This window comes from Thiomicrorhabdus sp. 6S3-12 (genome assembly GCF_017571475.1).
Taxonomy (GTDB): domain Bacteria; phylum Pseudomonadota; class Gammaproteobacteria; order Thiomicrospirales; family Thiomicrospiraceae; genus Thiomicrorhabdus.
Window position 1 is genome coordinate 1 of the sequence record NZ_JAGETW010000009.1, and the last position, 23,990, is coordinate 23,990.

The following is a 23,990-nucleotide window of genomic DNA, read 5'->3' on the forward strand; positions in this document are numbered from 1 at the left end:
AACCTTGACGACGGTCTGAACGCTTTGACTACAGATGTTCAAGAGCTGTTGACCGGTGATCAGACATTGACCGAAGTTGTTGACAGCCTTCTGGGCGGCGAGCCGGAACAAGGTACTGCCGGTTCTGCGGATCGTATCGTTGACGGAGCTACCGATCTTGTTGATCAGCTGATCGGTACCGATACCGAAAATCTTGACGACGGTCTGAACGCACTGACTACCGATGTTCAGGACTTGTTGACTGGTGAGCAGAACCTGACTGAAGTTGTCGATAGCCTGCTAGGTGGTGAGCCTGAAGAAGGTACTTCCGGTTCTGCGGATCGTATCGTTGACGGAGCTACCGATCTTGTTGATCAGCTGATCGGTACCGATACCGAAAATCTTGATGACGGCCTAAATGCACTCACTACCGATGTTCAGGATCTGTTAACTGGTGAGCAGACATTGACTGAAGTGGTTGACAGTCTGCTTGGTGGTGCGCCTGAGGAAGGTACTGCGGGGTCGATTGATCAGGTGGTTGACGGTGCGACGGATCTGGTTGATCAGTTGCTGGGTACTGACACTACATTTGTTGATGATACAGTTAATTCGCTGACTTCACTGGTTTCAGGCATTCTTGACGGTGATAATTTGAATCTGATTTCTCTTGATTCTGCTGTCTCTGGCGGTGTGGAAACCGAGTTTAGTTTGCTTGATGGATTGTTCGATAATTCAACTGCGCTTTCTTTGGACAGTGCGGAACTGGTAGAAGGTGAATCAGCAGACTCACTTATCACTGATCTGGAAAATCTTCTTGCAGACGGAACTAAAGAATTGACCTCTACCGCTGCGCAAGAGGGTGAAAACTTGGTTGAAACCACTACCGGTGCGATTGAAACCGTTCTTTTGGATATCAATCTGTTTGGTAATAACGGAAATGATAACGGCGGATTGTTTTAAAAACTTTTCTCAGGGAAACACCGAATAAGTTCTTATTGGCTTTTTGCAAGTTTCCCTTGGTCGGGCTACAGACAACGATAAAAACCTTTTGGTAACACGGATGTTATCACTCTTCAAGGCGCCAGCGGTTCGGCGCCTTTTTTTGTTTTGGGAGCCGGAAAAGCTTTAAAATGAGCGCAAATTCCAATTTGAGATCAGTCAATGCAACTTTTACGCGAACACGCGGACTTTATTATCGTAGATAAGCCTCCCGGTGTTAACTTTCATGGCGAAGTCGACGAGAACGGCTACCAATGCGGAGTCGCAGATCTGGCGGCAAAGCAGTTCGGCTATAACAAGCTGTGGTCTGTTCATCGGCTCGATAAAATGACTTCCGGTCTGTTGATTCTAGCTAAAAACGCCGAAGCGGCTGCTGAATTGAGTGCCATGTTCGCCGAACGTAAAATCGGCAAGTTTTATGTGGCACTGGCCGATAAAAAGCCCAAGAAAAAACAGGGATGGATAAAAGGCGATATGCTCTCGGCCAGAAGAGGCAGTTTCATGCTTGCCAAGTCAATGAACAACCCGGCTGTTACACAGTTTATATCTACGTCGATTCAAGCGGGCCTGCGTCTATTTTTAATCAAGCCGCATACCGGAAAAACACATCAGATTCGAGTGGCTATGAAAAGTCTTGGCAGCCCGGTCATCGGAGACCGGCGGTATCAGAATTTACAGGATGCGGATCGCTATGATCGAGGCTATTTGCATGCCTATGCGTTGGATTTTAATTGGCATGGAGAGGCGATTCGCCTGTTGTGCAAACCGCAGCAGGGCGATTGGTTCAATTTGCGTGCGGTGCAAAATAAACTGGATGAATGGCAGTCTCCCTGGCTGCTCTTCAAATCATAATGGGATATGAAAAAATGGCTCTGAAAGAGAGATTCTGGGAAACAAAGACGCTTGACGAAATGAGCAACGAAGAGTGGGAAGCGGTATGCGACGGTTGCGGTCTGTGCTGTCTTACCAAACTGCAGGATGAAGAGACGGACGAGATCGTTTATACCCGTGTGGTTTGTCCTTATTCGGATCCGAAGACGGCACAATGCACCGACTATGCCAACCGTTCGACCAATGTCCCGACCTGCGTCCAATTGACTCGAGAGCGGGTTGCCGAATTCGATTGGCTGCCGGATACCTGCGCTTATCGGATTCTATATCGAGGACAACCGTTGCCGCAATGGCATCCGCTTGTTTCTGGGACAAGAGAAAGCGTCGCCGAAGCCGGTGTTGGCCTGCTAGCGATTCCTGTGGTGGTTGATAGCGGCGATCTGGATTATGAAGATTATCTTATCGAGCATCTTTAAAGGCGTTTAGAAGGTATAAGCATAAGATGCGGGGGCTTGAATCCGTTTTTTCCGGGGACAATTAAGAAATAAATAAATAGCTGGGCACTGATAAAAATAATTGATTTCAGTATGATTATTTTGAATTGGTGATTTTATCCTTTAGCCTTGAATATAAGAGTATTCTTTATTTAAAGAATTCTGATAGGTTTATACATAAAAATAAGGATAAAAAATGCAGCAAGAAAAAACGACGTGGCTTAATCTGCTCAGCGTCTCTTTGCCGGTTAAGGCACTTTTTACGGGCTATCTCCTGGTTGTCGGTCTCGGGCTTCTGATGGCCGGCGCCCAGATTATGTTGACGCACGGTATGGCCGACGGAAAATTCGGTTTATCGGTAGATGACATCGTTTACAGCTATTACGGAAATCGTGAAGGTTCCAAGCTGGAATCGAAACTCAACGGTTCTATGAAAGACAAGGCTACGCCGGAAGAGAATCTGACCATGATCAAATGGGCGCGTACCGGTGCTTCCGAAGAGGAATGGAAAAGCACGATCAAGCCGATTGTGGACAGCAAATGCGCGGTTTGTCATGCCCATATCGATGCGCTTCCGAACGTTACCCAGTTCAAGACGATGAAAGAGATCGCCAAAGTCGATGAAGGTGCTTCGGTCAGCGCGCTGACTCGAGTTTCGCACATCCACCTTTTCGGTATCGCGTTCATCTTTTTCTTTATCGGGCTGATTTTCTCGATGTCGGTCGGATTTAACCCTTGGCTTAAAGCTTTATTGATTTTTACTCCGTTTGCTTTTTTGATTGTCGATATCGCCTCCTGGTGGCTGACGAAAATCAATCCGAATTTTGCCTATTTTGTCATTATCGGCGGGTTTGGTTATTCTCTCGCGTCGACGGTGATGATTTTCTCGTCGTTATATCAGATGTGGGTTATGCCATGGCGCGGGCAGCAGAGTGAACAGAATACCTGGAAAGACTCCTGAATCGGCATTGGTTTTAGGCCGTACTGGAGCGCAGCAAAAATAAATCTCCGCATACAAAAAAGCCGCCGAGTTTTTCAACTTAGGCGGCTTTTTTATGAACGCGGAAAATTCCCGAAATCAGTGGTGGTGTCCACCTTCTCCGTGCGCATGTCCATGTTCAATTTCTTCATCTGTCGCAGCACGTACGCCGGTGATTTCGATTTCAAATGTCAGGTCTACGCCAGCCAACGGGTGGTTGCCGTCAACAGTCACGTTTTCACCTTCGATTTTGGTCACTTCCACCGAGTGCATGCCGTGCTCGGACTGAGCTTCGAAACGCATGCCGACTTCAATCTGCTCAACACCTTGGAACATAGCGCTAGGTACGGTTTGTACCAGCTGTTCGACACGTTCTCCGTAACCTTCAGCAGCAGGAACCTGAGCGGTGAATTTATCACCGACTTTTTTACCTTCCATCTGCTTTTCCAGTCCCGGGATAATATTACCGTGGCCGTGCAGATAAGCCAGAGGATTGCCGTTCGATGCATCCAGGGTTTCTCCTGCATCATTGCTCAGGGTGTATTCGAATAGGCCAACGATATCTTTTGTAATATTCATAAGATGTTCCAAGTTTTGTCGCTTTAAAAAGTTCTAAAACCGTTATCATACAGATTCGAATGTTTAAAAGCACATTTCTGCAAACATTTTCCAAACAGCACTCGATAAATAACTAAGGAGATAACAGGATGTTATGGCTTAAAACTTTTCATATTCTGTTTATGATGTCGTGGATGGCGGGGATTTTTTATCTGCCGAGAATTTTCGTGCATTTTGTTGAAGGCAAGGAAGCGGGACAGGATGTTACCCGTCTGGCGACTATGGCGGAAAAACTCTATAAGTTTATGACCATTATGATGATGCTGGCCATCGGTACCGGTCTTTGGCTCTGGTTCGCCTATTTTCCGCTGGCGAAGGATATGGGATGGCTTCATGCCAAGATTGTCGTAGTGGTGTTGCTGTTGGTCTACCATATGTGGACCAAGCGTCGCATGTTGGAGATGCAGGAAGGGCATCTGGATCACAGCGGAGTCTATTACCGTTGGGCAAATGAAATTCCGTTGTTGCTGGCGATTGCGATTCTGATTCTTGTGGTCGTAAAACCGTTTTAATTTACGCCGGTAGCTACCAGCAGATAAAAGAAAAGCCGGGCTGCAGAAACAGACCCGGCTTAAAAAAGGCGTGAGCTAAACGATTTAGGCTTTTAGGAGAGTGTTAATCCGTTTAAGTCATGCCTGTCAAAGCCCCGTTCAAGGGGCGTTTTGTTCTTAGGAGCACTTTTTGTATTGATCAGAAAGTCAGCTTCGTCCCGGTATACACCAGTCGCCCGCGCAGCGGCCCCCATATATGGCCGACATCCCAGTCGGAACTTCCGGCATCGGCGCCGTCATAGAATAGCGGCGAATCGCCTTCTCCTGTCTGGGTGTAGTCGGTAATATTGTTGACACCGGCATACACCTGCCAGTTTTTGCTGATCTCTTTGGCGATGCGAATGTCCGCTGTGACATAAGCCGGAGAGTGGTCGCCTTTGGAATCGACACCATTTGCCTGATTATAATGATCGAAATAAGCGGCATTCTGGTAGTCGTTGTAGTCTCGCTCGCCAATAGCGGTGACCGTCAGATTCATCTCCCAGCCGTGGCCTTCGTAATCCAGCATCAGTTTGGCGCGCTCCTCAACCGGTATGACTCCAAAAGTATCTCGGTAGGCACGGTCATATTGGAACATCTCGAAACTGGCACCGATCGACCAGTGCGGTGTCAGCTGGTGCGACGCGATAATGTCAGCATGCACGACCTGTCCGCTCTGATCCGAATTGACCAGTGTCGGACGGGTATAATTATCGGCGTCGATATAGGTTAGGTTATCGACCTTGGCCCAGGAGATTGTGGTTTCGAAAAGTGTTTCCGCGTCGTTATAGTTAAGTGCGTAGTGCAGGTTAGTCGACTTTTCCAGTTTATCGACATCAACCCCGAAACCGTCATCGAGAATGCCGTGATCCGCTTCAAAGAACTGTAACGGCACACGGTAACCTTTACCGGCCGAGAGTCTAGAAGTCCAGTTGAAGTTATGATCGTATCGCAGGTGCGCGCGTGGTGCGATCATGGTTTCGTTAAAGGTTTTGTTCTGATCGACAAAATCGACATCAATCTGGTCGATACGCAAAGCGGTGGCCAGCTCCAGTTTACTGCTCGGCGTCCAGGTGTCGCGGATATAGATCCCGTTGGCTTGCATGTCGTAAGAGTCGTCGGCAGGGTGGGTTCCACCAGTCGATTCGGATCGCATCTTATCCAGCTTCATATCGGTTCCGAAGGTGAGCTGATGCTCGTCACTGGCAAAATAGTCACCGCGGGCATCCAGATAGATAATCTCCTGTTCCGCTTTGTAGGTGGTCGGTTCATAGATTGCGTCCATGCTGGATTCGACAAAAGAGCCTGTCAGGCGTGTCTGCAGATTCTCGTTGCGATCGGAGTACCATTTCGCCGTTAGGCTACGCTTTTCGGACTGGATGTTCTCGAGAAAATCGCGGGCCGTCGTTGTACTGTCAGGGGTGTTGTTGATTGAATCGTCGGTAAAGCCCGGTTCGTCAGTAGCTTCCTGAGTGCGGGCGTCATTCCGCGATCCGGCCAATGGCGATCCAACGACAGGTCCGCCGAAAATTTCCGACTGCTGGTCTTCGACGCGGAATTCAAGGCGGTTGTTGGTGTCGATCTGATGCCATAATTGCGCATTCAGCGCTCGATTTTCCAGTGCAGGGGATTCATTGACCCAGTTATCATCCTGATCGTACTGATCGAGATTATCGCTTTGTGCGGAAACCGCCAAAGCCGTTTTACCGTCTTTGGAGACTTTACTGCCGGAGATTTGATACTTGCGGTATTCCTGATTCCCCTGCGACAGGTCGACAACCAGACGATCTTCTCTGGGGGCGCTGGTGACGACATTAACGACTCCGCCGATCGCTTCGGGGGCAATCAGAGAAGGGCCGGCGCCACGGGATATTTCAATGGAGCTGACACCCGCCATCGGAATTGCATCGAAACCGTAGAAGCCTTCTACGATCGAACTGTTCGGCACGCCGTTGGTCATCAAAGTCGTATGCTCGCCTTTGAGCCCGTTAAGCATAATGCGTTTTACGCCGCACATAGAGCATTCGTTACTTACACGCACGCCCGGTTCGTCGGCAATGGCCTGAGCCAGATTGGCCGCCTGTTTTTGCTCGATCTTTTTCGATGAAACGCTTTCGGTATGCACAGTGTCATCTTTTACTTCAAGCATTTGCGATTTGGATTGAAGGTTTGTTTCCTCTACGGTAACCGTATTTAGTTCGGTTCCGGCCTGTGCCGTGCCGGTAAAGCCAATGAATAGGGCAATCTGTAAAGGTTTAAGTCTGATTAAACTAGGACGGGTAAACGGCATTCTATTTCCTGTTTGTCTTATCGTTGTTAAATATTTGTATTAAGTTCTAGAGCTTATCTTTGCTTTTCTTTATAAACGTAAGCTTAATGAGAATGATTTGTGTTTGCTATTTTGTTGATTGGGGTTGCAAAAGTCAAGCGAAATGATAATAATTACTATTAATAATATGTATTAAGGTTCCAGGAGGTTTCTTTATGAGTCCTAAAATTCATTATTTGCGGTCTTCACAGCAGTTGGAGACAACAGAGGTTCAGGCAGACGAGTTGGCCGTGGCACTGCCGGCGCATATCCTTGAGCGTTTGATTCGTGAGGGGGCGATTCGCCCGAGTGAGTTGCGTCCTTTGCATTCGCAGGCCAAGCAGGAAATCAAAAAGTTTTGTCTAAGCGCCTGTCAAGGGCGTGACTGCGTCAGCTGTATTTTCAGAAATAAGTGCCACTTCAGGGAAGAGTAATTTCATAAGCGTCGGTTTTGATACCGAGGAGTAACTATCGTTAGCAAAGGGTTTGGGCTAAAATAGCGCCACGAATTTTAAGCAGTGGTGGAAATTATGTCTAAACAGAATCCTACGATCGGTGTTATCAGTCTCGGTTGTCCGAAAGCGACGGTCGATACCGAGCGTATTCTGACTCAATTGCGTACCGAAGGGTATCAGCTGACTAACAGCTATGAAGACGCCGATACGGTTATCGTCAATACGTGCGGTTTTATTGACAGCGCCGTTCAGGAATCTCTGGACACCATTGGCGAAGCCCTGGAAGAGAACGGTAAAGTCATTGTTACCGGGTGTCTGGGCGCGAAAGAAGATGTGATTACCGACGTCCACCCGAAAGTACTGGCTGTTTCAGGCCCGGCCGCTTATCAGGAAGTGGTTCAGGCGGTGCATGACGTGGTTCCGCCTCCACAGCACAATCCGTTTGTCGATCTGGTTCCGCCACAGGGTGTTAAGCTGACGCCGAAACATTACGCCTATCTGAAAATTTCCGAGGGTTGTAACCATCGTTGTACCTTCTGCATCATTCCGTCAATGCGCGGCGATCTGGTCAGCCGTCCTGTAGCCGATGTTATTTCTGAGGCAAAACGTCTTAAAGAGGCCGGGGTTAAAGAGTTGTTGGTGGTGTCGCAGGATACCGCCGCTTACGGTGTCGATGTTAAATACAAAACCGATTTTGCCGAAGGGCGCCCGACGAAAACTTCTATGGTCGGTCTCTGCGAAGCTTTGGGTGAAATGGGTGGCGTCGACAATTTCTGGGTCCGTTTACACTATGTTTATCCTTACCCGAATGTCGAGGAAGTGATTCCGCTGATGGCAGAAGGGAAAATCCTACCGTATCTGGATATGCCGTTGCAGCACGCCAATGCGCGCGTGCTGAAAGCGATGAAGCGTCCCGGTAATGTCGACAGAACCTTGGAACGCATCAAAAAATGGCGCGAGCAGGTACCGAACCTGACGATCCGCTCGACCTTTATTGTCGGTTTCCCGGGAGAAACCGAGGAAGAGTTTCAGGAACTACTGGACTTCTTAGAAGAGGCGCAATTGGATCGCGTCGGCTGTTTCCAGTATTCGCCGGTGGAAGGGGCGGTTGCCAACGAACTGGCCGAACCTGTTCCGGATGAAGTTAAACAGGATCGCTGGGAGCGCTTTATGGAAACCCAGCAGCGCATTTCCGCTGCAAAGATGCAGGCCAAAGTGGGGCAGACGATGCAGGTTCTGGTCGATGAAATCGATGATCAGGGGGCGGTTGCTCGTTCTATGGCGGATGCGCCGGAAATCGACGGTCTGGTCTTTATCGAGGACGGACATCACCTGCAGCCGGGGCAGTTTGTTCAGGTTGAGATTGTCGCCGCTGACGCCTATGATCTTTGGGCTAAGCCGGTGGAAGAGTTTGCCGAGCAGGAAACCTCTTTTATCGAACTCGGATAATCGCAGCAAATTGCCTGGATGTCTTTATGATGTCTTTATAAAAGGAGCTTCGGCTCCTTTTTTATTTGCACAGATATTTACCCCATCATACAATTGACATGGAGAATCACTGGTCACTTTGCCTTAAATAAAGTGGCGGCTTTAATGGAAATCGAAACATTTAATGTCTGTAATAAAACTGACTAAAGCGGATATTAAACCGCAGAAAATCGAACAGGAAATGTTGCAGTTGCTCTCCGAGCTCAGATTGTTCAAGTCGCGTATTGAAAAACTCGACAAGGAGCAGTTCTGGCTGCCGGAAAACTGGCGCAGCGAAAAGCATCCGGCGATTGCTCAGTTGGCCGGCCATCTGGCGCAGGTACATTTTTTACCGCAGCAGGATTCAAAAGAAACCACGCTGTTGCCGGGAATTGTTCTGGCGGATGAAAGTTTAATCCGCGAAGTAGAACGTATTAATGCATTGAAGGCGCAGTTCAAAGCGCGTATGACGTTTGCCAAAAAAACGCTCGGGCGCAGTCCTTATCTGAGTCTGGTTAAGCAGGTGGTGCATCCGCATTCCATCAGTCTGCTACAACTGTACCGTGACTTTCGTTGTCTGTACGAACCGGTAATCGAAGTGAAGTTTTCCTGGGTATTTAAAGAGACAGCGAATGTCAAACTCACGCCGCAGGGGGCGATCAAGCACATTGAAGAACAGATCGAGAATCCGAAAATCCGCCAAGACCTGATTCATAAGGTAGCCGGGTTGGGAGCGGTCGATTTTCTCTATCAGCGCCAGATTGCGCCGCATTTGCAAGCGAATATTAAATTCGAGACAGGTAAGCCGATCGCCAAAAAAGTGCATTCACCGCTGTTTCTTATGCAGGATCGCTTCCCGCAATTGTCACAGCAGGAGCTGCCGATCGAGCCGACACCGGTTGTCAGCAAGCGCGCACCGCGCAAGGATAAAAAATCCTGGCAACGTCTGTATGAAGGATTGAATCTGTTCTATGCCTGAGAAATTGCAACAAAAATCGGCAATCTGCGGTTTTGCGCCGATTGTTCCAGAAGAACCGAAATTGATTATTCTCGGCACTATGCCGAGCGTAAAGTCTTTGCAAGATGCGTTTTACTATGCGCATCCGCGTAATGCTTTCTGGCCGATTATTTCCTCTCTGGTCGGCAGAGTGTTGATCAGTGAAGAGGATAAACGCCGCGCCTGTAATGAGTTAGGCATACTGCTTTGGGATGTGCTTTCGGCCTGTGAACGCGAAGGCAGTCTGGATAGTGCCATTAAACAGCCCGAAGCGAATGATTTTGCCGCTCTTTTAGCGCAATTTCCGCACATCAAATCGATCTTTTTTAACGGCCAGCCGGCGGCAAAACTGTTTCAACAGCAGGTCATTAAAAAGCAATCGTTGCCCGATGATCTCATTTTAACGACGCTTACTTCCACCAGTCCGGCCAATGCACGCTTAACAATTGATGATAAGATATTGTTCTGGAAAGAAAAATTGTCACCTGTTCTGTTTAATTAATCCTAATATTCTCTAACAGAATTCTGAAAAATCCGGTAAAATACCGGGTTTCCTTTAATCACTTCATGTAGGAGATTTGCCTTGCAAGCAGAGACTCAGAAGTCGACAAATGTTGTATCCGAATTGTTGTCGCCAGCGGGAACGCTGAAAAATATGGAATACGCTTTCGCTTACGGAGCCGACGCGGTTTACGCCGGTCAGCCGCGTTACAGTCTGCGTGTACGAAATAACGAATTCAACGAAGAGAACCTGGCGAAAGGGATCGCCCGTGCGCACGAACTGGGTAAAAAGTTCTATGTGGTGTCGAACATCGCTGCGCACAATGCCAAGGTCAATACCTACATGAAGGACATCAAGCCGATTATCGACATGAAGCCGGATGCGCTGATTATGTCTGATCCGGGTTTGATTGCGATGGTTCACGCCGAATACCCTGAGCAGGAAATTCACCTGTCGGTGCAGTCCAATGCGGTGAACTGGGCGACGGTCAAGTTCTGGTACGACAACGGCGTGCGCCGTGTGGTTCTGTCGCGCGAGCTGTCAATCGCCGAAATCCGCGAGATTCGCGAGAAGGTTCCGGAAATGGAATTGGAAGTGTTTGTCCACGGTGCTCTTTGCATCGCATATTCAGGCCGTTGCCTGCTGTCCGGTTACATCAACAAGCGTGATGCTAACCAAGGTACCTGTACCAACGCGTGCCGTTGGAATTACAACACCTATGAAGCCAAAGAAGACGAAACCGGTGAACTTGTAGGTACGCCAAAAGTTAATGTTGAAAATATTACCGATTTGACGGGTACTACGGATCGTCCGGCACCGGAAATGCCTTCTTATGAACCGACTTTGGGAGAAGGTGAAACCACCGATCAAGCGATGCTTCTGGAAGAAGAAGGGCGCCCGGGTGAACTGATGCCGGCTTTCGAAGACGAGCACGGTACCTATATCATGAACTCCAAGGATTTGCGTGCAGTCGAGCTGATTCCGGAACTGGTCGATATGGGTGTACACTCGCTGAAAATCGAAGGGCGTACCAAGTCGCACTACTATGTCGCGCGTACCGCTCAGGTTTATCGTAAAGCGATTGACGATGCGCTGGAAGGCAAGGAGTTTGACCGTTCATTACTGGAAGATCTGGAAAGCTTGGCGAGCCGTGGTTATACAGAAGGTTTCCTGCGTCGTCACGTGCATTCGGAATACCAGAACTACGAATACGGCGTCTCAAAATCGGAACGCCAGCGTTTTGTCGGTGAAGTGGTTGATGTGGTGGAACGCGACGGTCGTTCCATGCTGGAAATTGATGTGAAAAACAAATTCTGTGTTGGTGACTCGATTGAGATCATGTCTCCGGCCGGCAACGTATCGATGGTTCTGGATCATATGCAGACGCATCATGACGAAGTGGTTGATTGTGCTAAAGGTTCCGGCTGGCGTGTTCGTATCCCGAATCCTTTCAAGGACTTGGACAAAGAGACTCTGCTTTATTGCCTGATTATGCGCAACGAATCATGGGGCGGAGACGTCAAGCGTGACGCCGCGGCTAAAAAAGCTAAAGAAGAGCAGGAAGCCAAGGATGCAGCAAACCGTGCAGCTGCCGCAGCAAAAAAAGCTAGCTAAGGAGTTTTGAGCAATGGCGCTTAAAATTCTTGAAGGCTGCATTAACTGCGACATGTGTGAACCGGAGTGCCCGAATAAGGCGATTTCGATGGGCGAAAAGGTCTATGAAATCAATCCGGATCTGTGCACCGAGTGTGTCGGCTTCTACGATAACCCGACCTGTTTAAGTGTTTGCCCGATCGATGTGATCATTAAAGATCCGGATCGGGTTGAAGAGCACGATACGCTGTATGAAAAATTCGTTCATCTGGTGAATGAAGATAAAATATAAAACAGCTTAAAATAAAAGCGAAGCCGGGAAACCACTTCGCTTTTTTTATATCCGCAATCGATCCGCTACCTTGCAGGACGCGGAGTTTTGCTAGAGTATGTATTTCCCATGCGCGCCTGTTTAAGGAGAGAATAGTTGATTGTTTTTAAAACCAAAGATTATCCGGATGTCGCTTATTTTGATCAAGTTGCCCTGAACTTGATTTCCTTAATGGGTCACAGCGAAACGGTTCCCGGCGCTTTAACCGATAATGAGATCGAACAGGCATTTAATCACTTGAAGAATGCGATTTCGTCACCCAGCGCTCAAAGCGGCGATAGTTGGGATGATGATTCGGTTAGCATGTCACACCGAGCCGGCCCTTTACTCGATTTATTACAAACCGCCATGCGAAATAATGAATATGTGATTTGGGAAAAGACACTTCGTTAATACAGCGAAAGCGTCAAGTTAACCTATATTTCAACCAGCGACTGAACAGAAAAGATGACAATACATTACCTAATCCAAACCTTTGATAATCAAGAACCACCGCACCTTCTAAAAACCATCAAGATCAGAAATGCCGCGTCCTTGCCTTCAATTGATCACACTTTGAATATCGATTTCGAAGACTATGTCGTTAAGGAAGTCAGACATAGAGTCGCATACAAAGAGCATAGTATGACTGACGAAAAGGGGATTCTTAGCACTTATCAGGAAGTCGATGGCATTGTCGTTATTGCTGTTAAAAAAGAAGACAGCGCGTCCTATTCAGTCAAGTGATGGATGTCATTCCAACTGTCATGCGTAAATTAAAGGCTGACTAAAATTAAAACGTATTTAGTAAATTGGCTTAAGCCTTTAGTCTTTTCAATTACTTTGTTTTCGCAGTCAGCGAATGCTGATTCGATTTCGCAATCTGATTACACCTCGATTGGACAAAAAATTTACCAGAATGAGTGCGCAGGCAAACCCGAATATCTGTTGTTCTGGAGTGAAAAAGAGGCGTTTCCTTCTTTAGGCATCGGCCATTTTATCTGGTTTCCAAAAGGTGTAGATGCGCCTTTTGAACAGACGTTTCCCGAGTTTTTACGCTATGTGCAGCGTAATTCATCCTCGACAAAATTGCCTGTGGGCAACGCCGGGTTTTCCAATGCGCCGTGGAAAAACCGCGAAGTCTTTTATGCTTTGAAAGAGCTTGGAAAACTGGCGGACTGGCAGGCGTTTTTACAGGATACATTTGCTCTGCAAGCCGCTTTTATCGTGCAGCGTTTTCAATCAAAGCTTCCGGAACTTTTGGCTCAGGTTCCGTCTAACCGACGCGACGAAATACAATCAAAAATCGATGTCTTGCTTGCATCCGAAAAGGGCATGTTTGCTTTGGTGGATTACAGCAATTTCAAAGGATTGGGGACGAACTCTAAAGAACGCTATCAAGGAAAAGGATGGGGGTTGGTACAGGTCTTGTTGGCTATGAAGCTACCTGAACACCTGAGTGAAACCGCTGTTTTGAATGCCTTTGTCCGTGCCACGAAACAGACCTTGCAACAGCGAACGCAATTGGCTCCGAATCCGAAACTGGAAGCGAGTTGGTTACCGGGCTGGTTCAAGCGTTTAGACGCCTATCTTTAACCTGCCCGTTTAGTTGTCCGGTTATTTTGCCAAAGGAAGAATGCTTACGCCCAGATCCGCTGGTTTGGCATGGTACAAAGAACTTAAGACAATACCGTCGACACCGCTTTGCGCATAGCGGCGAACATTTTGTTGATTAATTCCGCCGGCGATAATGACTTTTAGTTGCGGAAAGTTGTTTTTTAACTGTGCAGTCCACTGGCTTAAGGTATCCACTTCAACCTTGTCGAACTGGATCAGGTCTGCACCGGCCTGTGCAGCTTGCTGAGCCTGTTGTACAGTGTCGCATTCAACCGAAATTTTCTTCTCGCACGCGGACTGCTGCAGCTGTGGGATTTTGTCGTGCAGAGCGTCACGTCCGCCGATAATATTAAGATGATTCTCAAAGATCAGAATGGTTTCGGAAAGCCCGAGTCTGTGTGGGTGTGCGCCGCCGTTACTGATCGCTTTGATCATCGGTTTTTTCATGCCGGGCAGGTGCTTGCGGGTGACCAGCAGTGGGATGTTGCTGACCGCCTCAACCTCGGCAACCATTTTAGCGGTATGGGTGGCGACACCACACAGATGCTCCAGCAGATTCATAGCGACTTTCCAGCCGCGGTGCAGAGCATCGGCACGTCCGTCAACGCGGAGAATTTCAGTTTCGGCCGGCACGTCTATGCCCGAAGGCAGCTGTAATTTAATCTCTGCGCCCGAGCAGCTCGAAAATGCGTGCGGCTTCTTCCATCATGCTTAAGCGTGTTGCATGCCGGGATTTGACCGTCAATCGTGCAGATTGATTGTTAATTTCGAGAAGATGGCCGGTCAGGTCGAGCAGTGGGGCATCTTCGTTAATCCAGGATTCAATTTCATGGGTTTGGAAATAGATCATCTTATCGTTGTTCGTGTTGAGTTGCTTAGATTGTGTTGTGTAATAAATCAGAATTCTTTGAGATGCTTGCTGCTCCCAAGACATATCCTGGGATATGTCATAAAGCATGCTCAAAACATGTCCGAAAATATGCCTTAAGACGCCGCCAGTACTTGGACGGGTATAAGGGTTCAACCTCAAAGAGAGGTCAGTCGACGGCAACCATAACGTTGGACGCTTTGATTACTGCATAAGCCTGTTTACCGACTTCCAGACCTAATGTTTCTACGGAGCTGTTGGTGATAATCGAAACGATTTCGACACCGTTGCCGACTTCAATCACGACTTCACTGTTGATCGCTCCCATATGGATGGCTTTTATGGTGCCTTTTAACTGGTTACGTGCACTAAATTTCATTTATAACTCCTGAATTTCATTGTTACTGTTATTTTATATTTCGTTAGGTATATAACGATAGGTGAAAAAAATCCGTCTGCAAAGGAAAGAAGGCGGATTGAATTTCGCTTATGAATTTTTCATTATTTCTTTTAGGTAATAACGAAAAGCACGTAAATTTAAAGATAGATGTCGCTGAATGTCAATTGAATTTCGGTGATGGATTTCAAAATTAAAGTATAAAAATGTTTTATAAATAGGTATTATTTATTAGTAGATAATAAAAGTTAATAATCTTGGGCCAAGTTTATTTGCTGTTTGTTGAAGATCAATGCAACGAATTGAAACGTCTTTACACGGGCATAGCACCCGTTTCAAATTCAGGAGAGTGACAATGAGAAAACCTTTCATCCATGCTGTTCTCGGTGCAGCAATTCTATCCGCTTCAGGTCATGTTACGGCGAGCGAAACCGGTGTCTGTAAACCGGTGGTGCCGACTGCGCAGGCCATCCGTGCAACATTGCATGCCAATTACTTGCCAAACTTCATTCCAATGATCGTAAACAGTGAAAAGGAGCTTAATCTGACGGAGGAACAGTGTCGTACCTTCAATAAGTTCCGCTCGGAAAAGGCGGTCAAAGGAAAACAGTTGATCGAGCAGATCAATGCAATGGAACAGGAATCCCGCGTGATGGCATTGCAGGGAGAGAGTCTTGAGGTGATTAAGCAACGCCATGCGAAAATCGCGGAACTTCGTGAAAAGTTGGTTGAAGGCAAAATGAAATGCCACCAGTTCGTAAAGAAAGTTCTTAGTGCCGAGCAATACACCAAGCTGGTTAAGGATATCTATCCGCAGATGCGCAGCAAAGCGATGGAAATCATCAACGTTAAATAATGTTATCGTTTGTACAAATAAAAAAGCCGGCATGAAGCCGGCTTTTTTATTTATGGGGTGATTGTATTTAGCTTAAAACTCTTCCCATTCGTCACCACCACTCTGGCTGTTGCCGGGAGCGGGGATTTGAGCGGGTTTGGCAGTGCTTTTCGTCTCCTTTTCCGGCGCTGAAGAAGCTTTAGCAGGCTGCTTGGCCGTCGCTTTAGGCGCCGGAGCGGCAGGCGAACTGATTTTCGGCGCGACGTAACTGGGCTGGTTACCGGTTTTAAAGAAGGCCATATTCTGTTGCAGCACTTGCGCCTGTTCGCTCATGGTCGCCGCTGCCGCAGAGGTTCTGTCAACCAGTGCCGAGTTTTGCTGGGTTGCGATATCGATATCGCTGATCGCTTGATAGACCTGATTAACGCCTTCGGATTGTTCGGCGGAGGCATTGGTGATCTGGTGGATCATGCCATTGGCTTTATCGATGGACTCGGTAATGCTCTTGATGACTTTACCGGTCTCGCTGGCCAGTTTGGTTCCCTGGTCAATACGCAATACGCTGGAATCAATCAACTGTTTGATGTCTTTCGCTGCATCGGCGGATTTTTGCGCCAAAGCGCGTACTTCACCGGCAACGACGGCAAAGCCGCGACCGTGTTCTCCGGCACGTGCCGCTTCGACCGCAGCATTCAGTGCCAGCAGGTTGGTCTGGAAAGCAATGCTGTCGATCAGGGTGACAATTTCGGCAATTTCGTGACTTGAATCCTGAATCGAGCCCATGGCTTCAATGGTTTTTTCCATGACCTGACCTGCCTGCTCGGTCTGACTGTTGACTTCTTCGAACAGAACGGCGGCATGATGAGCGCTTTCAGTGTTGTTCTGGACCGCGGAATTCATCTCTTCCATAGTCGCCGAAGTCTCTTCCAGAGCCGCTGCCTGTTGCTGTACGCGGGAACTTAAATCGGTTGCGTCGCGCGAAAGCGTTCCGGCTTCGTCACTGACGGTCGCCGAAGTGTGTACTGCTTGATCGACCGTTTCCGCCAGTCGTTCAATCGATTGATTAATCGCGTTTTTAAGCTGTTCCAGCTCGCCTTGATATTCGCCGTTAATGCGTTGCGTCAGGTCGCCGGAGGCTTGAGCGGTAACCACTTTGGTGATTTCGCCAAGTGCTTGTTCAAGTTCGTCCATCGATTGGTTGATGCGTTCTTTAAGCGTGGTAAGTTCGCCGTTGGTTTGCAGGTTAACGCGGCTGTTGAAACGTCCCTGACGCATATCCTGCATGACCAGGTTAATGCCCTGAATGATTTCGTTGGTCTCATTCATTGCCGTTTGCGCGTTGTCCAGCATGGTACGGAAATCGCCTTGAGCCATCCCCGAGTTGACGGCAATGTCGTATTCGCCGTCCTTAAGTGATTGCATGACATTCGAGAGCTCATGCATTACATGAGATATGTTCTTGGCACTGCTGTTAACACCATCTTTCAGTGCGCCAAGATCCCCTTTGTACTCTCCGCTGATCTGGCGTGAGAAATCGCCCGAGGCAATCGCCTTAACTACGTTATTGGCCTCGTCCAGCGCCTGACTGATGTTATTCAGCAGGTTGTTTAAAGCGCTCGCGGTACGGCCGACTTCATCCTGACCGTTAACCGTGAACTTCTGACTGAAATCGCCGCTGTTGACAATCTGATCGGTCATCTTCTGCACTGATTCCAGCGGTCTGATGACGACTCGGGTGACTACCATTACCAGAATGCCCGAAAGAACAATAATGCCGAAAATAATGCCCAGAATCGACATCCAAGCTGAGTTCATCGCCTGATTAATCGGGCCTTCATAGACGTTTTTATCCAGAATGAAAATATGGCGGCCGAACGCCTGATTGTTTTCATCCAGTGCCGGCACGTCAATATAGGCTTTATTACCATTTACATATACATGATGATCGTTAGCGTCGACTTCTTTAAAGCTGCTTTTGACCATTTCCAGCGATTCCGGTTTAAACCAGCGGTCATTGGCAACGACATAGTTATTTCCGATTGAGGTGTTTTTATTCAGTAGCTGAGCGTTGTTGAATTTGTTCTGTAAATACTCTTTGCTGACAAGAAGTACCCAGTAACCGTTGTTCTCTTTGACAAAGGTTTTGCTGACGGAAGCCAGACCTTGCGTCATTGACAGCATACCGACCATTTCACCCTGATAGAGAACCGGTGACAGAGAGACTACGCCAACACCGCGTTCGTCAATCGTCAAAGAACCGAAGGCCTGCTTGTCTTGTTGAACTTTTTTGAAAAAAGCATTTTGTGCGTGATTGGTGCTGGGATTGCCTTGATGCCATGATTGAATCAACGATTGCCCGTTGGTAGCGATCAATTCCGTCTTAATATTCTTATAATTTGTCTGATCGGCATAACGTTGGCGAATGGAATCGATCAGTTGTTTGGCCGCAGATAATTCGCCGCTTCTCAGGGAGTAGATTGCCTGATCGTTAAAACTGAGTGCTGTGGAGCCGGTAATTCCGCCCTGAACCTTTAGATGCAGCTGGTCGTCGATAAAGGTTTTCATTTGATGGGTCAGTCTGTTTTCAACTTCTCCTTTAACCGGAGCGACGGAGGTGAAATACAGGATTACGCCGATAACGAATGCGACTGAGAGGCCGACGATAGTGGCAATGGTAATAACTTTTGTTCTGAGCGAAGATTGGGCGGACATAGATTTAGCCTCGATGGGGTTAGATCATTTATAAAATTACCGGGAGATTTTGATGTGCGCCTGGCGTGCCAAAGCACGTCAAAGCATGTCAAATCGTTACTAAACTGTAACGGCAGTAGCCGATAATCGTCAATTATTATAAGGTTATTCTTGGAATTATTACTTATAAACTTGATTAGGAAAAAGGTGTGCACACGACTTCTTTGCAAAAGGCCGCGGCGATCTGGTCTGCCTGCCGGCCGAATTTTCTTCTATTAGGGTTGATAATGCCCTTATCTGCCACGGCTTTGAGCACCTATCAAGGCATTGACTGGCATCCCGTTGTGCTTGCGTTGTTACTGCTTAGCGCCTTGTTGGCGCATGCTGCGGTTAATTTGCGTAACGAAATCGAGGACACCGAATCCGGCCTCGATGCAATTACCTTTAAAACCGCTTTTAGCGGAGGCAGCGGGGCGCTGCTCGGTTTTCAGGCAGATCTTGGCTTTGCCGAACGCGCTTATCAGATTATGGTTGCGGTGTTGCTGGTGTTGGGGTTGTATTTTTCCTGGAGTGTAAGCCTGTGGCTGCTTGTGTTGGGTGGGATCGGTCTGATTTTGATTCGTTTTTATACTTCGACGATCACGCGACGTCCAATAGTTTATTGGTTGGCGGCCGGATTGGGATTCGGGCCGGTAATGCTTTTGGGGTCCTATTGGGTCATTGCCGGCCAGGTGGATAGCGCAGCACTGATTTTTGCATTGATCTGTTTTTTTCTGGTCAATAACCTGTTGCTGCTTAATCAGTTACCCGATATTCAGGCGGATCGAAGCGTCGGCCGCAGCAATGTCTGGATCGTCTATGGCAATAATAGCGCCTATTCGTTGTTTGTTTTTTCCTGCTTGAGCAGTCTGCTTCTACTAGTGATTATGGCGGCGCTGCTGGAGCATATGATTCTAAATCTGCTGACCCTTTGGGCTGTGCCAATGCTCTGGATGGCGGTACATTTGAAAAAATGGCTTAAAGAGAATCCGGACATGACAATCAGCTTAGAAAATTTACCTATTTTGCGCCCAATTCTAGCAATGAATGTCATAATAAACCTCTTTTTTCCGTTGAGCATCGCTTCTGTCCTGATGATTGGAACTGGTGCCGTTTGAATACAATTTGCTACGAAGGAATTCGAATGTTTGCAACCCTTACTGATTTTGTCGGCAATACGCCGCTTGTCAAAGTTCAGCGTCTTCTCAATCCGCAAACCAACAGCGTGATTCTCGCCAAGCTGGAAGGGAATAATCCGGCGGGTTCGGTCAAGGACCGTCCTGCTTTGTATATGATTCAGCAGGCGGAAGTGCGCGGAGAGATTAAGCCGGGGGATACCCTGGTCGAAGCGACAAGCGGAAATACCGGTATCGCACTGGCTATGGCAGCGGCCCTGAAAGGCTATAAGATGAAACTGATTATGCCGGACAATATGAGTATGGAACGCAAAGCGTCCATGTCCGCTTATGGAGCCGAATTGATTACGGTTTCCAAGGAAGAGGGGATGGAAGGCGCTCGCGATCTGGCTCAGAAAATGGTCAGGGACGGTCAGGGGGTTATGCTTGATCAGTTCTCCAACCCGGATAATCCGCTGGCGCACTATCATTCGACCGGCCCGGAAATCTGGCGCGATTCGCAGCAGAAAATTACACATTTTGTCAGTGCAATGGGCACCACAGGGACCATTATGGGCACCTCCATGTATCTGAAAGAACAGAATCCGGATATCCAGATTGTCGGTGTGCAACCGCAGGAAGGAGCCGCAATCCCCGGGATTCGCCGCTGGCCGAAGGAGTATATGCCGAAGATCTACGAGGAGACTCGTGTAGATCGAATTATTGATATGTCACAGACATTGGCCGAAGAAACTATGCGCGAGATGGCGCGCAAGGAAGGTATTTTTGCGGGTGTTTCTTCCGGAGGCGCTATGGCTGCGGCGCTGAAGGTCGCCAATGAAGTGGAAAACGCCGTGGTGGTGACGATTGTCTGCGACCGTGGCGACCGTTATCTTTCCACCGGTGTTTTCAATTAAGCGCGTACAACAGAATCATGCAGGATAAGAAGAAAAAATGGCAAGGGAAATCGAACGTAAGTTTTTAGTCGAGGACGAGAGCTGGAAAGCGTTAGCGCACAAGAAAACGCATTTTGCACAAGGTTATTTGACTCCTTTGAAAGGGGCAGTAAAGAGTTCGGTACGGGTGCGGATCGAAGGAGAGCGGGCCAATATCAATATAAAAAGTCTTGAGATCGGTTTAAGTCGTGACGAGTATGAATACTCGATTCCCATGGAAGATGCCGAAAAAATGTTAAAAACGCTGGCCGTCGGTCCAGTGATCGAAAAAATGCGTTATCTGGTGAACTACGGCAGTCATACCTGGGAAATCGACGAATTTTACGGGGATAACAGCGGATTGATTGTAGCCGAAGTGGAAATGGCGTCTGAAAACGATGAAATAGCCATGCCGGAATGGGCCGGTAAAGAGGTGACTCACGAAGCCCGCTATTATAATATTAGTCTTTCCGAATATCCGTACCAGAGCTGGAACGAAAACGAGAAAAAAGGATTTTAGTTATGCGCCAACAACCAAATAAAGAGTTTAAAGGTCAGTGGAATCCGCTCAAAGCGCTTCCGAAGGCGTTGTTGATCGCCGGTGTTTTCGGGCTTTCGCAGGGAGCTCATGCCAAGGCGAACGGGCTTATTGATGTCTATCAGATGGCATTGCAGTATGATCCGGTATTGGCCCAAGCCAAAGCACAGTATGAAGCCGACAAGGAACAGTTGAATGCGTTGGAGGGCGGTCTTTTGCCGCAGATTCAGGCCGGCGCTTCCTATACCAATTCCGATAGTTCGCTGTCCGGTTATGACGCCGAATATACCAATATGTCGCTGAGCCTGAATCAGAGCGTATATCAGCACGAACTCTGGGCTCGAATCGATCAGTCGGAAATTGCGCTGCAGGCCTCTCAGGTTGCTTTACAGACAGCCGAAGAAGAGTTGATTCTTAAAGTTACGGAAGCTTATTTCAATGTGTTGCTTGCCGAACAGACATTGGAACTGTACAAGTCACGCGAAAAGTCCGATCTGTTGCAGCTGGAAAGCGCTCAGGCATCGGCAGAAGTCGGTTTGGCGAGTCAGGTGGATGTTCTGCAAGCCAAATCCAGTTACGATCTGTCAAAATCGAACCGTATTAATGCCGAAAACAGTCTCGATCTGGCACAGGAAGAGTTGCTTAAAATTACCGGAAAACCTTTCGAATCTCTGAAAATGTTACCGCTTGAAACGCAGCTGCCGCACTATGAACTGAGTCTTGCCGAAGTGGAAAATCAGGCTCAGGAGAATAATCTGGGCGTTCGCGCTTCAGTTTATCAGGCGCAAATCGCCAAGCAGGAGATTGAAGTGCAGAAGTCGGGGTATTGGCCTGTCGTTTCCGCTCAAGCACAATATAACGATCGAAATTACCAGACCGATCAATCCGATGTTTCCGACACCTCAATCGGGGTTAATGTGACAGTTCCGCTATACACCGGTGGCAGTACGACTTCGAATGTCAGCGCGGCCCGCTTTGCCAGTCAGAAGAGTAATGAGGCGTTGCGTGACAGTAAAAACCTGGCACGTCTCAATGCCCGTTCGCAGGTACGTAATATCCAGCGCGGCGAAGTTTTGATTGCCGCACTGCGTGAAGCGGTCAAATCGAATGATGCTTTCCTCGAAGCGGCGGAAGAAGGCTATAAAGTCGGCCTTAAAGATATGCTTGAAGTTTTAAGTGCACGTGCCAATCAGGTTGATGCGCGCAAAAATCTTGTCGAAGCCCTGCACAATCAGGTTCTAAACCGTCTGCGTCTGGAATCTGCGCTCGGCGATCTGACACCGCAGGATCTGGAAGAGTTCGACCGACTGCTTAAGGCGGGAAGCAACGCCTCTTGATGGACGGCGAATCTGCTTTATGAATGACTTTTATTGCCGTCGGCGTTTCTTAAAATATGTTTCAACGGCCGCAGCGGCTCCGTCACTGCTGGCCGGCTGTTCTCAGCCTCTGGCCTATACCACGATCCGCATGGCGGTGACCGGACGGCCGCAAATGCTTGACCCGCGCAAGGCGACCGATGCGCTTTCCAGCCGGGTTAACCGCCTGCTCTATCGTAAGTTGATCGATTTCAACGACCGTTTCGAACCGATTCCCGACCTGGCCGACTGGCAAAAGCTGTCGGATACGCATTACCGTTTTCGCCTCAGGGAACAAAGCCGTTTCATCAACGGTGATCTACTGACCGCAGAAGATATCGCGGCAACCTATAACAGTGTTTTGGACAAAGGTTTCGGTTCCGCGCACCGCGGATCGCTGAAGAATATTCAGCGTATCGAGGTTATTGATCGAAACACGGTCGATTTTTTTCTGACTCAGGTGGACGCATTGTTTGTCGGCCGTCTGGTTATCGGTATTGTGCCTAAAAAACTGGTTGAGAAGCAGCACCCGTTTCATCTCGATCCGGTCGGTTCTGGTGCCTGTCAATGTCTGAAAATATCCGAGCAGTCGATTGTTCTGCAAAGGCGCGAAGACAAAGTTCTGTTGGAGTTCGTTCCGGTTAAGGATGCCACCGTGCGGGTACTCAAGCTGCTGAATAACGAAGTGGATCTGTTACAGAACGATCTGTCGCCGGAACTGGTCAATTATTGCCAGCAGCAGGATGGGGTTGATGTCAGTTTTCGTGAAGGAACCAATTTCGGTTATATCGGTTTTAACTTTGACGATCCGCTATTAAAGCAGCCTGCGCTTCGTCAGGCGATTGCACATGGCATTAACCGTCAGGCAGTGATCGACAGCATGTTTAAAGGGCATGCACGACTGGCGCAGGGGCTTCTGGTTCCTGAGCACTGGTGCGGTGTCGAAGGAATGCCGGACTATGAATATAATCCGGATAAGGCCCGAGAATTATTACGACAGGTCCAGGTACCGCCTGAATTGCTGAAACAAGACGCCCAGAACCGGACGGTGATCGAATTGAGTTACAAAACGTCAAATGATCCGACGCGGATTCGTTTGGCGACCATTTACCAGGCGCAACTCAAGCCTCTGGGAATTGAACTGAAGATTCAGAGTTACGACTGGGGAACCTTTTATAACGACATTAAAAAAGGTCGTTTCCAGCTATACAGTCTGGCTTGGGTCGGCGTTAAAAGTCCAGATATTTTCCAGTATGTTTTCGCGTCGAATGCGATTCCTCCGAAAGGGGCTAATCGCGGACGCTATGTCGATCCGGTCGCTGATGATCTGATTTTGCGTGCCGGACAGAGTCCGGATCTTGAAGAACAAGCCGAACTTTACCGGCAGCTGCAACGTCGCCTGCATGCCAGTTTGGCAGCCATGCCTCTATGGTACGAGGATCAGTACGCGATTCACAGCAAGCATGTTCATGGCTATCGTCTTTTTGCCGATGGCCGTTTCGATGGTCTGCTTGATGTTCAAAAAAATATTTAAAAGA

General features: G+C 48.2%; 26 protein-coding genes. 20 read left to right on the top strand and 6 right to left on the bottom strand.

Translation table 11 applies throughout. The annotated features are described in order from the left end of the window. The 4 genes from J3999_RS10370 to J3999_RS10385 form a co-directional block, all read left to right on the top strand. The coding region (locus J3999_RS10370; RefSeq protein WP_208127834.1) for a hypothetical protein at nucleotides 1-939 on the top strand (939 nt) is incomplete at its 5' end. 201 nt (nucleotides 940-1,140) lie between these two features. Further along, nucleotides 1,141-1,830: a TIGR01621 family pseudouridine synthase gene (locus J3999_RS10375; RefSeq protein ID WP_243755453.1), complete on the top strand. Its 690-nt coding sequence runs from the start codon at nucleotides 1,141-1,143 to the stop codon at nucleotides 1,828-1,830. 14 nt (nucleotides 1,831-1,844) lie between these two features. After that, nucleotides 1,845-2,285 (top strand): YcgN family cysteine cluster protein, encoded by a 441-nt coding sequence (locus tag J3999_RS10380; protein WP_208127835.1) that lies wholly within the window; start codon nucleotides 1,845-1,847, stop codon nucleotides 2,283-2,285. A 214-nt stretch (nucleotides 2,286-2,499) separates the two neighbouring features. Further along, nucleotides 2,500-3,264 (top strand): elongation factor-1 alpha, encoded by a 765-nt coding sequence (locus J3999_RS10385; RefSeq protein WP_208127836.1) that lies wholly within the window; start codon nucleotides 2,500-2,502, stop codon nucleotides 3,262-3,264. A gap of 117 nt (nucleotides 3,265-3,381) precedes the next feature. On the opposite strand, the gene J3999_RS10390 is transcribed toward J3999_RS10385, so the two are convergent. Next, a complete protein-coding gene (locus J3999_RS10390; RefSeq protein WP_208127837.1) occupies nucleotides 3,382-3,861 on the bottom strand; it encodes a peptidylprolyl isomerase in 480 nt (159 codons plus the stop codon). 128 nt (nucleotides 3,862-3,989) lie between these two features. Between J3999_RS10390 and J3999_RS10395 the strand changes: the two genes are divergently transcribed. Continuing rightward, the gene (locus tag J3999_RS10395) at nucleotides 3,990-4,412 is read left to right on the top strand and encodes a CopD family protein (RefSeq protein WP_208127838.1); all 423 of its coding nucleotides are present in this window, start codon (nucleotides 3,990-3,992) and stop codon (nucleotides 4,410-4,412) included. A 178-nt stretch (nucleotides 4,413-4,590) separates the two neighbouring features. Here the strand turns inward: J3999_RS10395 and J3999_RS10400 are convergent, their stop codons facing one another. Next, entirely contained in the window at nucleotides 4,591-6,720 is a 2,130-nt protein-coding gene (locus J3999_RS10400; RefSeq protein ID WP_208127839.1) for a TonB-dependent siderophore receptor, read from the bottom strand. Nucleotides 6,721-6,914: 194 nt separating this feature from the next. On the opposite strand from J3999_RS10400, the gene J3999_RS10405 reads away from it, so the two are divergent. The 9 genes from J3999_RS10405 (at nucleotide 6,915) to J3999_RS10445 (ending at nucleotide 13,658) form a co-directional block, all read left to right on the top strand. Next, the gene (locus J3999_RS10405) at nucleotides 6,915-7,172 is read left to right on the top strand and encodes a hypothetical protein (RefSeq protein WP_208127840.1); all 258 of its coding nucleotides are present in this window, start codon (nucleotides 6,915-6,917) and stop codon (nucleotides 7,170-7,172) included. Nucleotides 7,173-7,268: 96 nt separating this feature from the next. After that, the gene (rimO, locus tag J3999_RS10410; RefSeq protein ID WP_208127841.1) at nucleotides 7,269-8,642 is read left to right on the top strand and encodes a 30S ribosomal protein S12 methylthiotransferase RimO; all 1,374 of its coding nucleotides are present in this window, start codon (nucleotides 7,269-7,271) and stop codon (nucleotides 8,640-8,642) included. Nucleotides 8,643-8,805: 163 nt separating this feature from the next. Continuing rightward, the gene (locus J3999_RS10415; protein WP_208127842.1) at nucleotides 8,806-9,639 is read left to right on the top strand and encodes a DNA replication terminus site-binding protein; all 834 of its coding nucleotides are present in this window, start codon (nucleotides 8,806-8,808) and stop codon (nucleotides 9,637-9,639) included. After that, nucleotides 9,632-10,159: a DNA-deoxyinosine glycosylase gene (locus tag J3999_RS10420; protein ID WP_208127843.1), complete on the top strand. Its 528-nt coding sequence runs from the start codon at nucleotides 9,632-9,634 to the stop codon at nucleotides 10,157-10,159. The genes J3999_RS10415 and J3999_RS10420 overlap by 8 nt, the downstream gene beginning before the upstream one ends. Before the next feature lie 81 nt (nucleotides 10,160-10,240). Beyond that, nucleotides 10,241-11,773 (top strand): tRNA 5-hydroxyuridine modification protein YegQ, encoded by a 1,533-nt coding sequence (gene yegQ, locus J3999_RS10425; protein ID WP_173285190.1) that lies wholly within the window; start codon nucleotides 10,241-10,243, stop codon nucleotides 11,771-11,773. A 13-nt stretch (nucleotides 11,774-11,786) separates the two neighbouring features. After that, nucleotides 11,787-12,044, top strand: coding sequence for a YfhL family 4Fe-4S dicluster ferredoxin (locus J3999_RS10430; protein ID WP_208127844.1), 258 nt, complete (start codon nucleotides 11,787-11,789; stop codon nucleotides 12,042-12,044). A gap of 135 nt (nucleotides 12,045-12,179) precedes the next feature. Next, nucleotides 12,180-12,476 carry a DUF1840 domain-containing protein gene (locus J3999_RS10435; protein WP_208127845.1) on the top strand — a complete coding sequence of 99 codons (297 nt, stop codon included), beginning with the start codon at nucleotides 12,180-12,182 and terminating at the stop codon, nucleotides 12,474-12,476. Nucleotides 12,477-12,530: 54 nt separating this feature from the next. Further along, a complete protein-coding gene (locus J3999_RS10440; protein ID WP_208127846.1) occupies nucleotides 12,531-12,809 on the top strand; it encodes a hypothetical protein in 279 nt (92 codons plus the stop codon). Between the two features lie 96 nt (nucleotides 12,810-12,905). Then, on the top strand, nucleotides 12,906-13,658 hold the full coding sequence (locus J3999_RS10445) for a hypothetical protein (protein WP_208127847.1): 753 nt from the start codon (nucleotides 12,906-12,908) through the stop codon (nucleotides 13,656-13,658). A gap of 21 nt (nucleotides 13,659-13,679) precedes the next feature. On the opposite strand, the gene J3999_RS10450 is transcribed toward J3999_RS10445, so the two are convergent. The 3 genes from J3999_RS10450 to J3999_RS10460 form a co-directional block, all read right to left on the bottom strand. Beyond that, the gene (locus J3999_RS10450) at nucleotides 13,680-14,312 is read right to left on the bottom strand and encodes a hypothetical protein (protein WP_208127848.1); all 633 of its coding nucleotides are present in this window, start codon (nucleotides 14,310-14,312) and stop codon (nucleotides 13,680-13,682) included. Nucleotides 14,313-14,337: 25 nt separating this feature from the next. Continuing rightward, nucleotides 14,338-14,613, bottom strand: coding sequence for a hypothetical protein (locus J3999_RS10455; RefSeq protein ID WP_208127849.1), 276 nt, complete (start codon nucleotides 14,611-14,613; stop codon nucleotides 14,338-14,340). A 103-nt stretch (nucleotides 14,614-14,716) separates the two neighbouring features. Then, entirely contained in the window at nucleotides 14,717-14,926 is a 210-nt protein-coding gene (locus tag J3999_RS10460) for a molybdopterin-binding protein (RefSeq protein ID WP_208127850.1), read from the bottom strand. Between the two features lie 373 nt (nucleotides 14,927-15,299). On the opposite strand from J3999_RS10460, the gene J3999_RS10465 reads away from it, so the two are divergent. Next, nucleotides 15,300-15,800, top strand: a complete 501-nt coding sequence (locus tag J3999_RS10465) for a hypothetical protein (RefSeq protein WP_208127851.1) — start codon at nucleotides 15,300-15,302, stop codon at nucleotides 15,798-15,800. 72 nt (nucleotides 15,801-15,872) lie between these two features. Here the strand turns inward: J3999_RS10465 and J3999_RS10470 are convergent, their stop codons facing one another. Then, nucleotides 15,873-18,491: a methyl-accepting chemotaxis protein gene (locus tag J3999_RS10470; RefSeq protein WP_208127852.1), complete on the bottom strand. Its 2,619-nt coding sequence runs from the start codon at nucleotides 18,489-18,491 to the stop codon at nucleotides 15,873-15,875. 266 nt (nucleotides 18,492-18,757) lie between these two features. Here J3999_RS10470 and J3999_RS10475 point away from each other — a divergent pair, with 266 nt between their 5' ends. From J3999_RS10475 to J3999_RS10495, 5 genes are read left to right on the top strand one after another with little or no spacing between them, the layout of a single operon-like run. Continuing rightward, nucleotides 18,758-19,627, top strand: a complete 870-nt coding sequence (locus J3999_RS10475; RefSeq protein WP_208127853.1) for a prenyltransferase — start codon at nucleotides 18,758-18,760, stop codon at nucleotides 19,625-19,627. Nucleotides 19,628-19,653: 26 nt separating this feature from the next. Next, complete coding sequence (gene cysM, locus J3999_RS10480) at nucleotides 19,654-20,541, top strand: cysteine synthase CysM (protein ID WP_208127854.1); 888 nt, start codon at nucleotides 19,654-19,656, stop codon at nucleotides 20,539-20,541. Nucleotides 20,542-20,578: 37 nt separating this feature from the next. Beyond that, complete coding sequence (locus J3999_RS10485; RefSeq protein ID WP_208127855.1) at nucleotides 20,579-21,079, top strand: CYTH domain-containing protein; 501 nt, start codon at nucleotides 20,579-20,581, stop codon at nucleotides 21,077-21,079. A gap of 2 nt (nucleotides 21,080-21,081) precedes the next feature. Continuing rightward, complete coding sequence (locus J3999_RS10490; protein ID WP_208127856.1) at nucleotides 21,082-22,434, top strand: TolC family outer membrane protein; 1,353 nt, start codon at nucleotides 21,082-21,084, stop codon at nucleotides 22,432-22,434. Between the two features lie 19 nt (nucleotides 22,435-22,453). Next, entirely contained in the window at nucleotides 22,454-23,986 is a 1,533-nt protein-coding gene (locus J3999_RS10495; protein WP_208127857.1) for an ABC transporter substrate-binding protein, read from the top strand. Nucleotides 23,987-23,990: the final 4 nt, after the last annotated feature.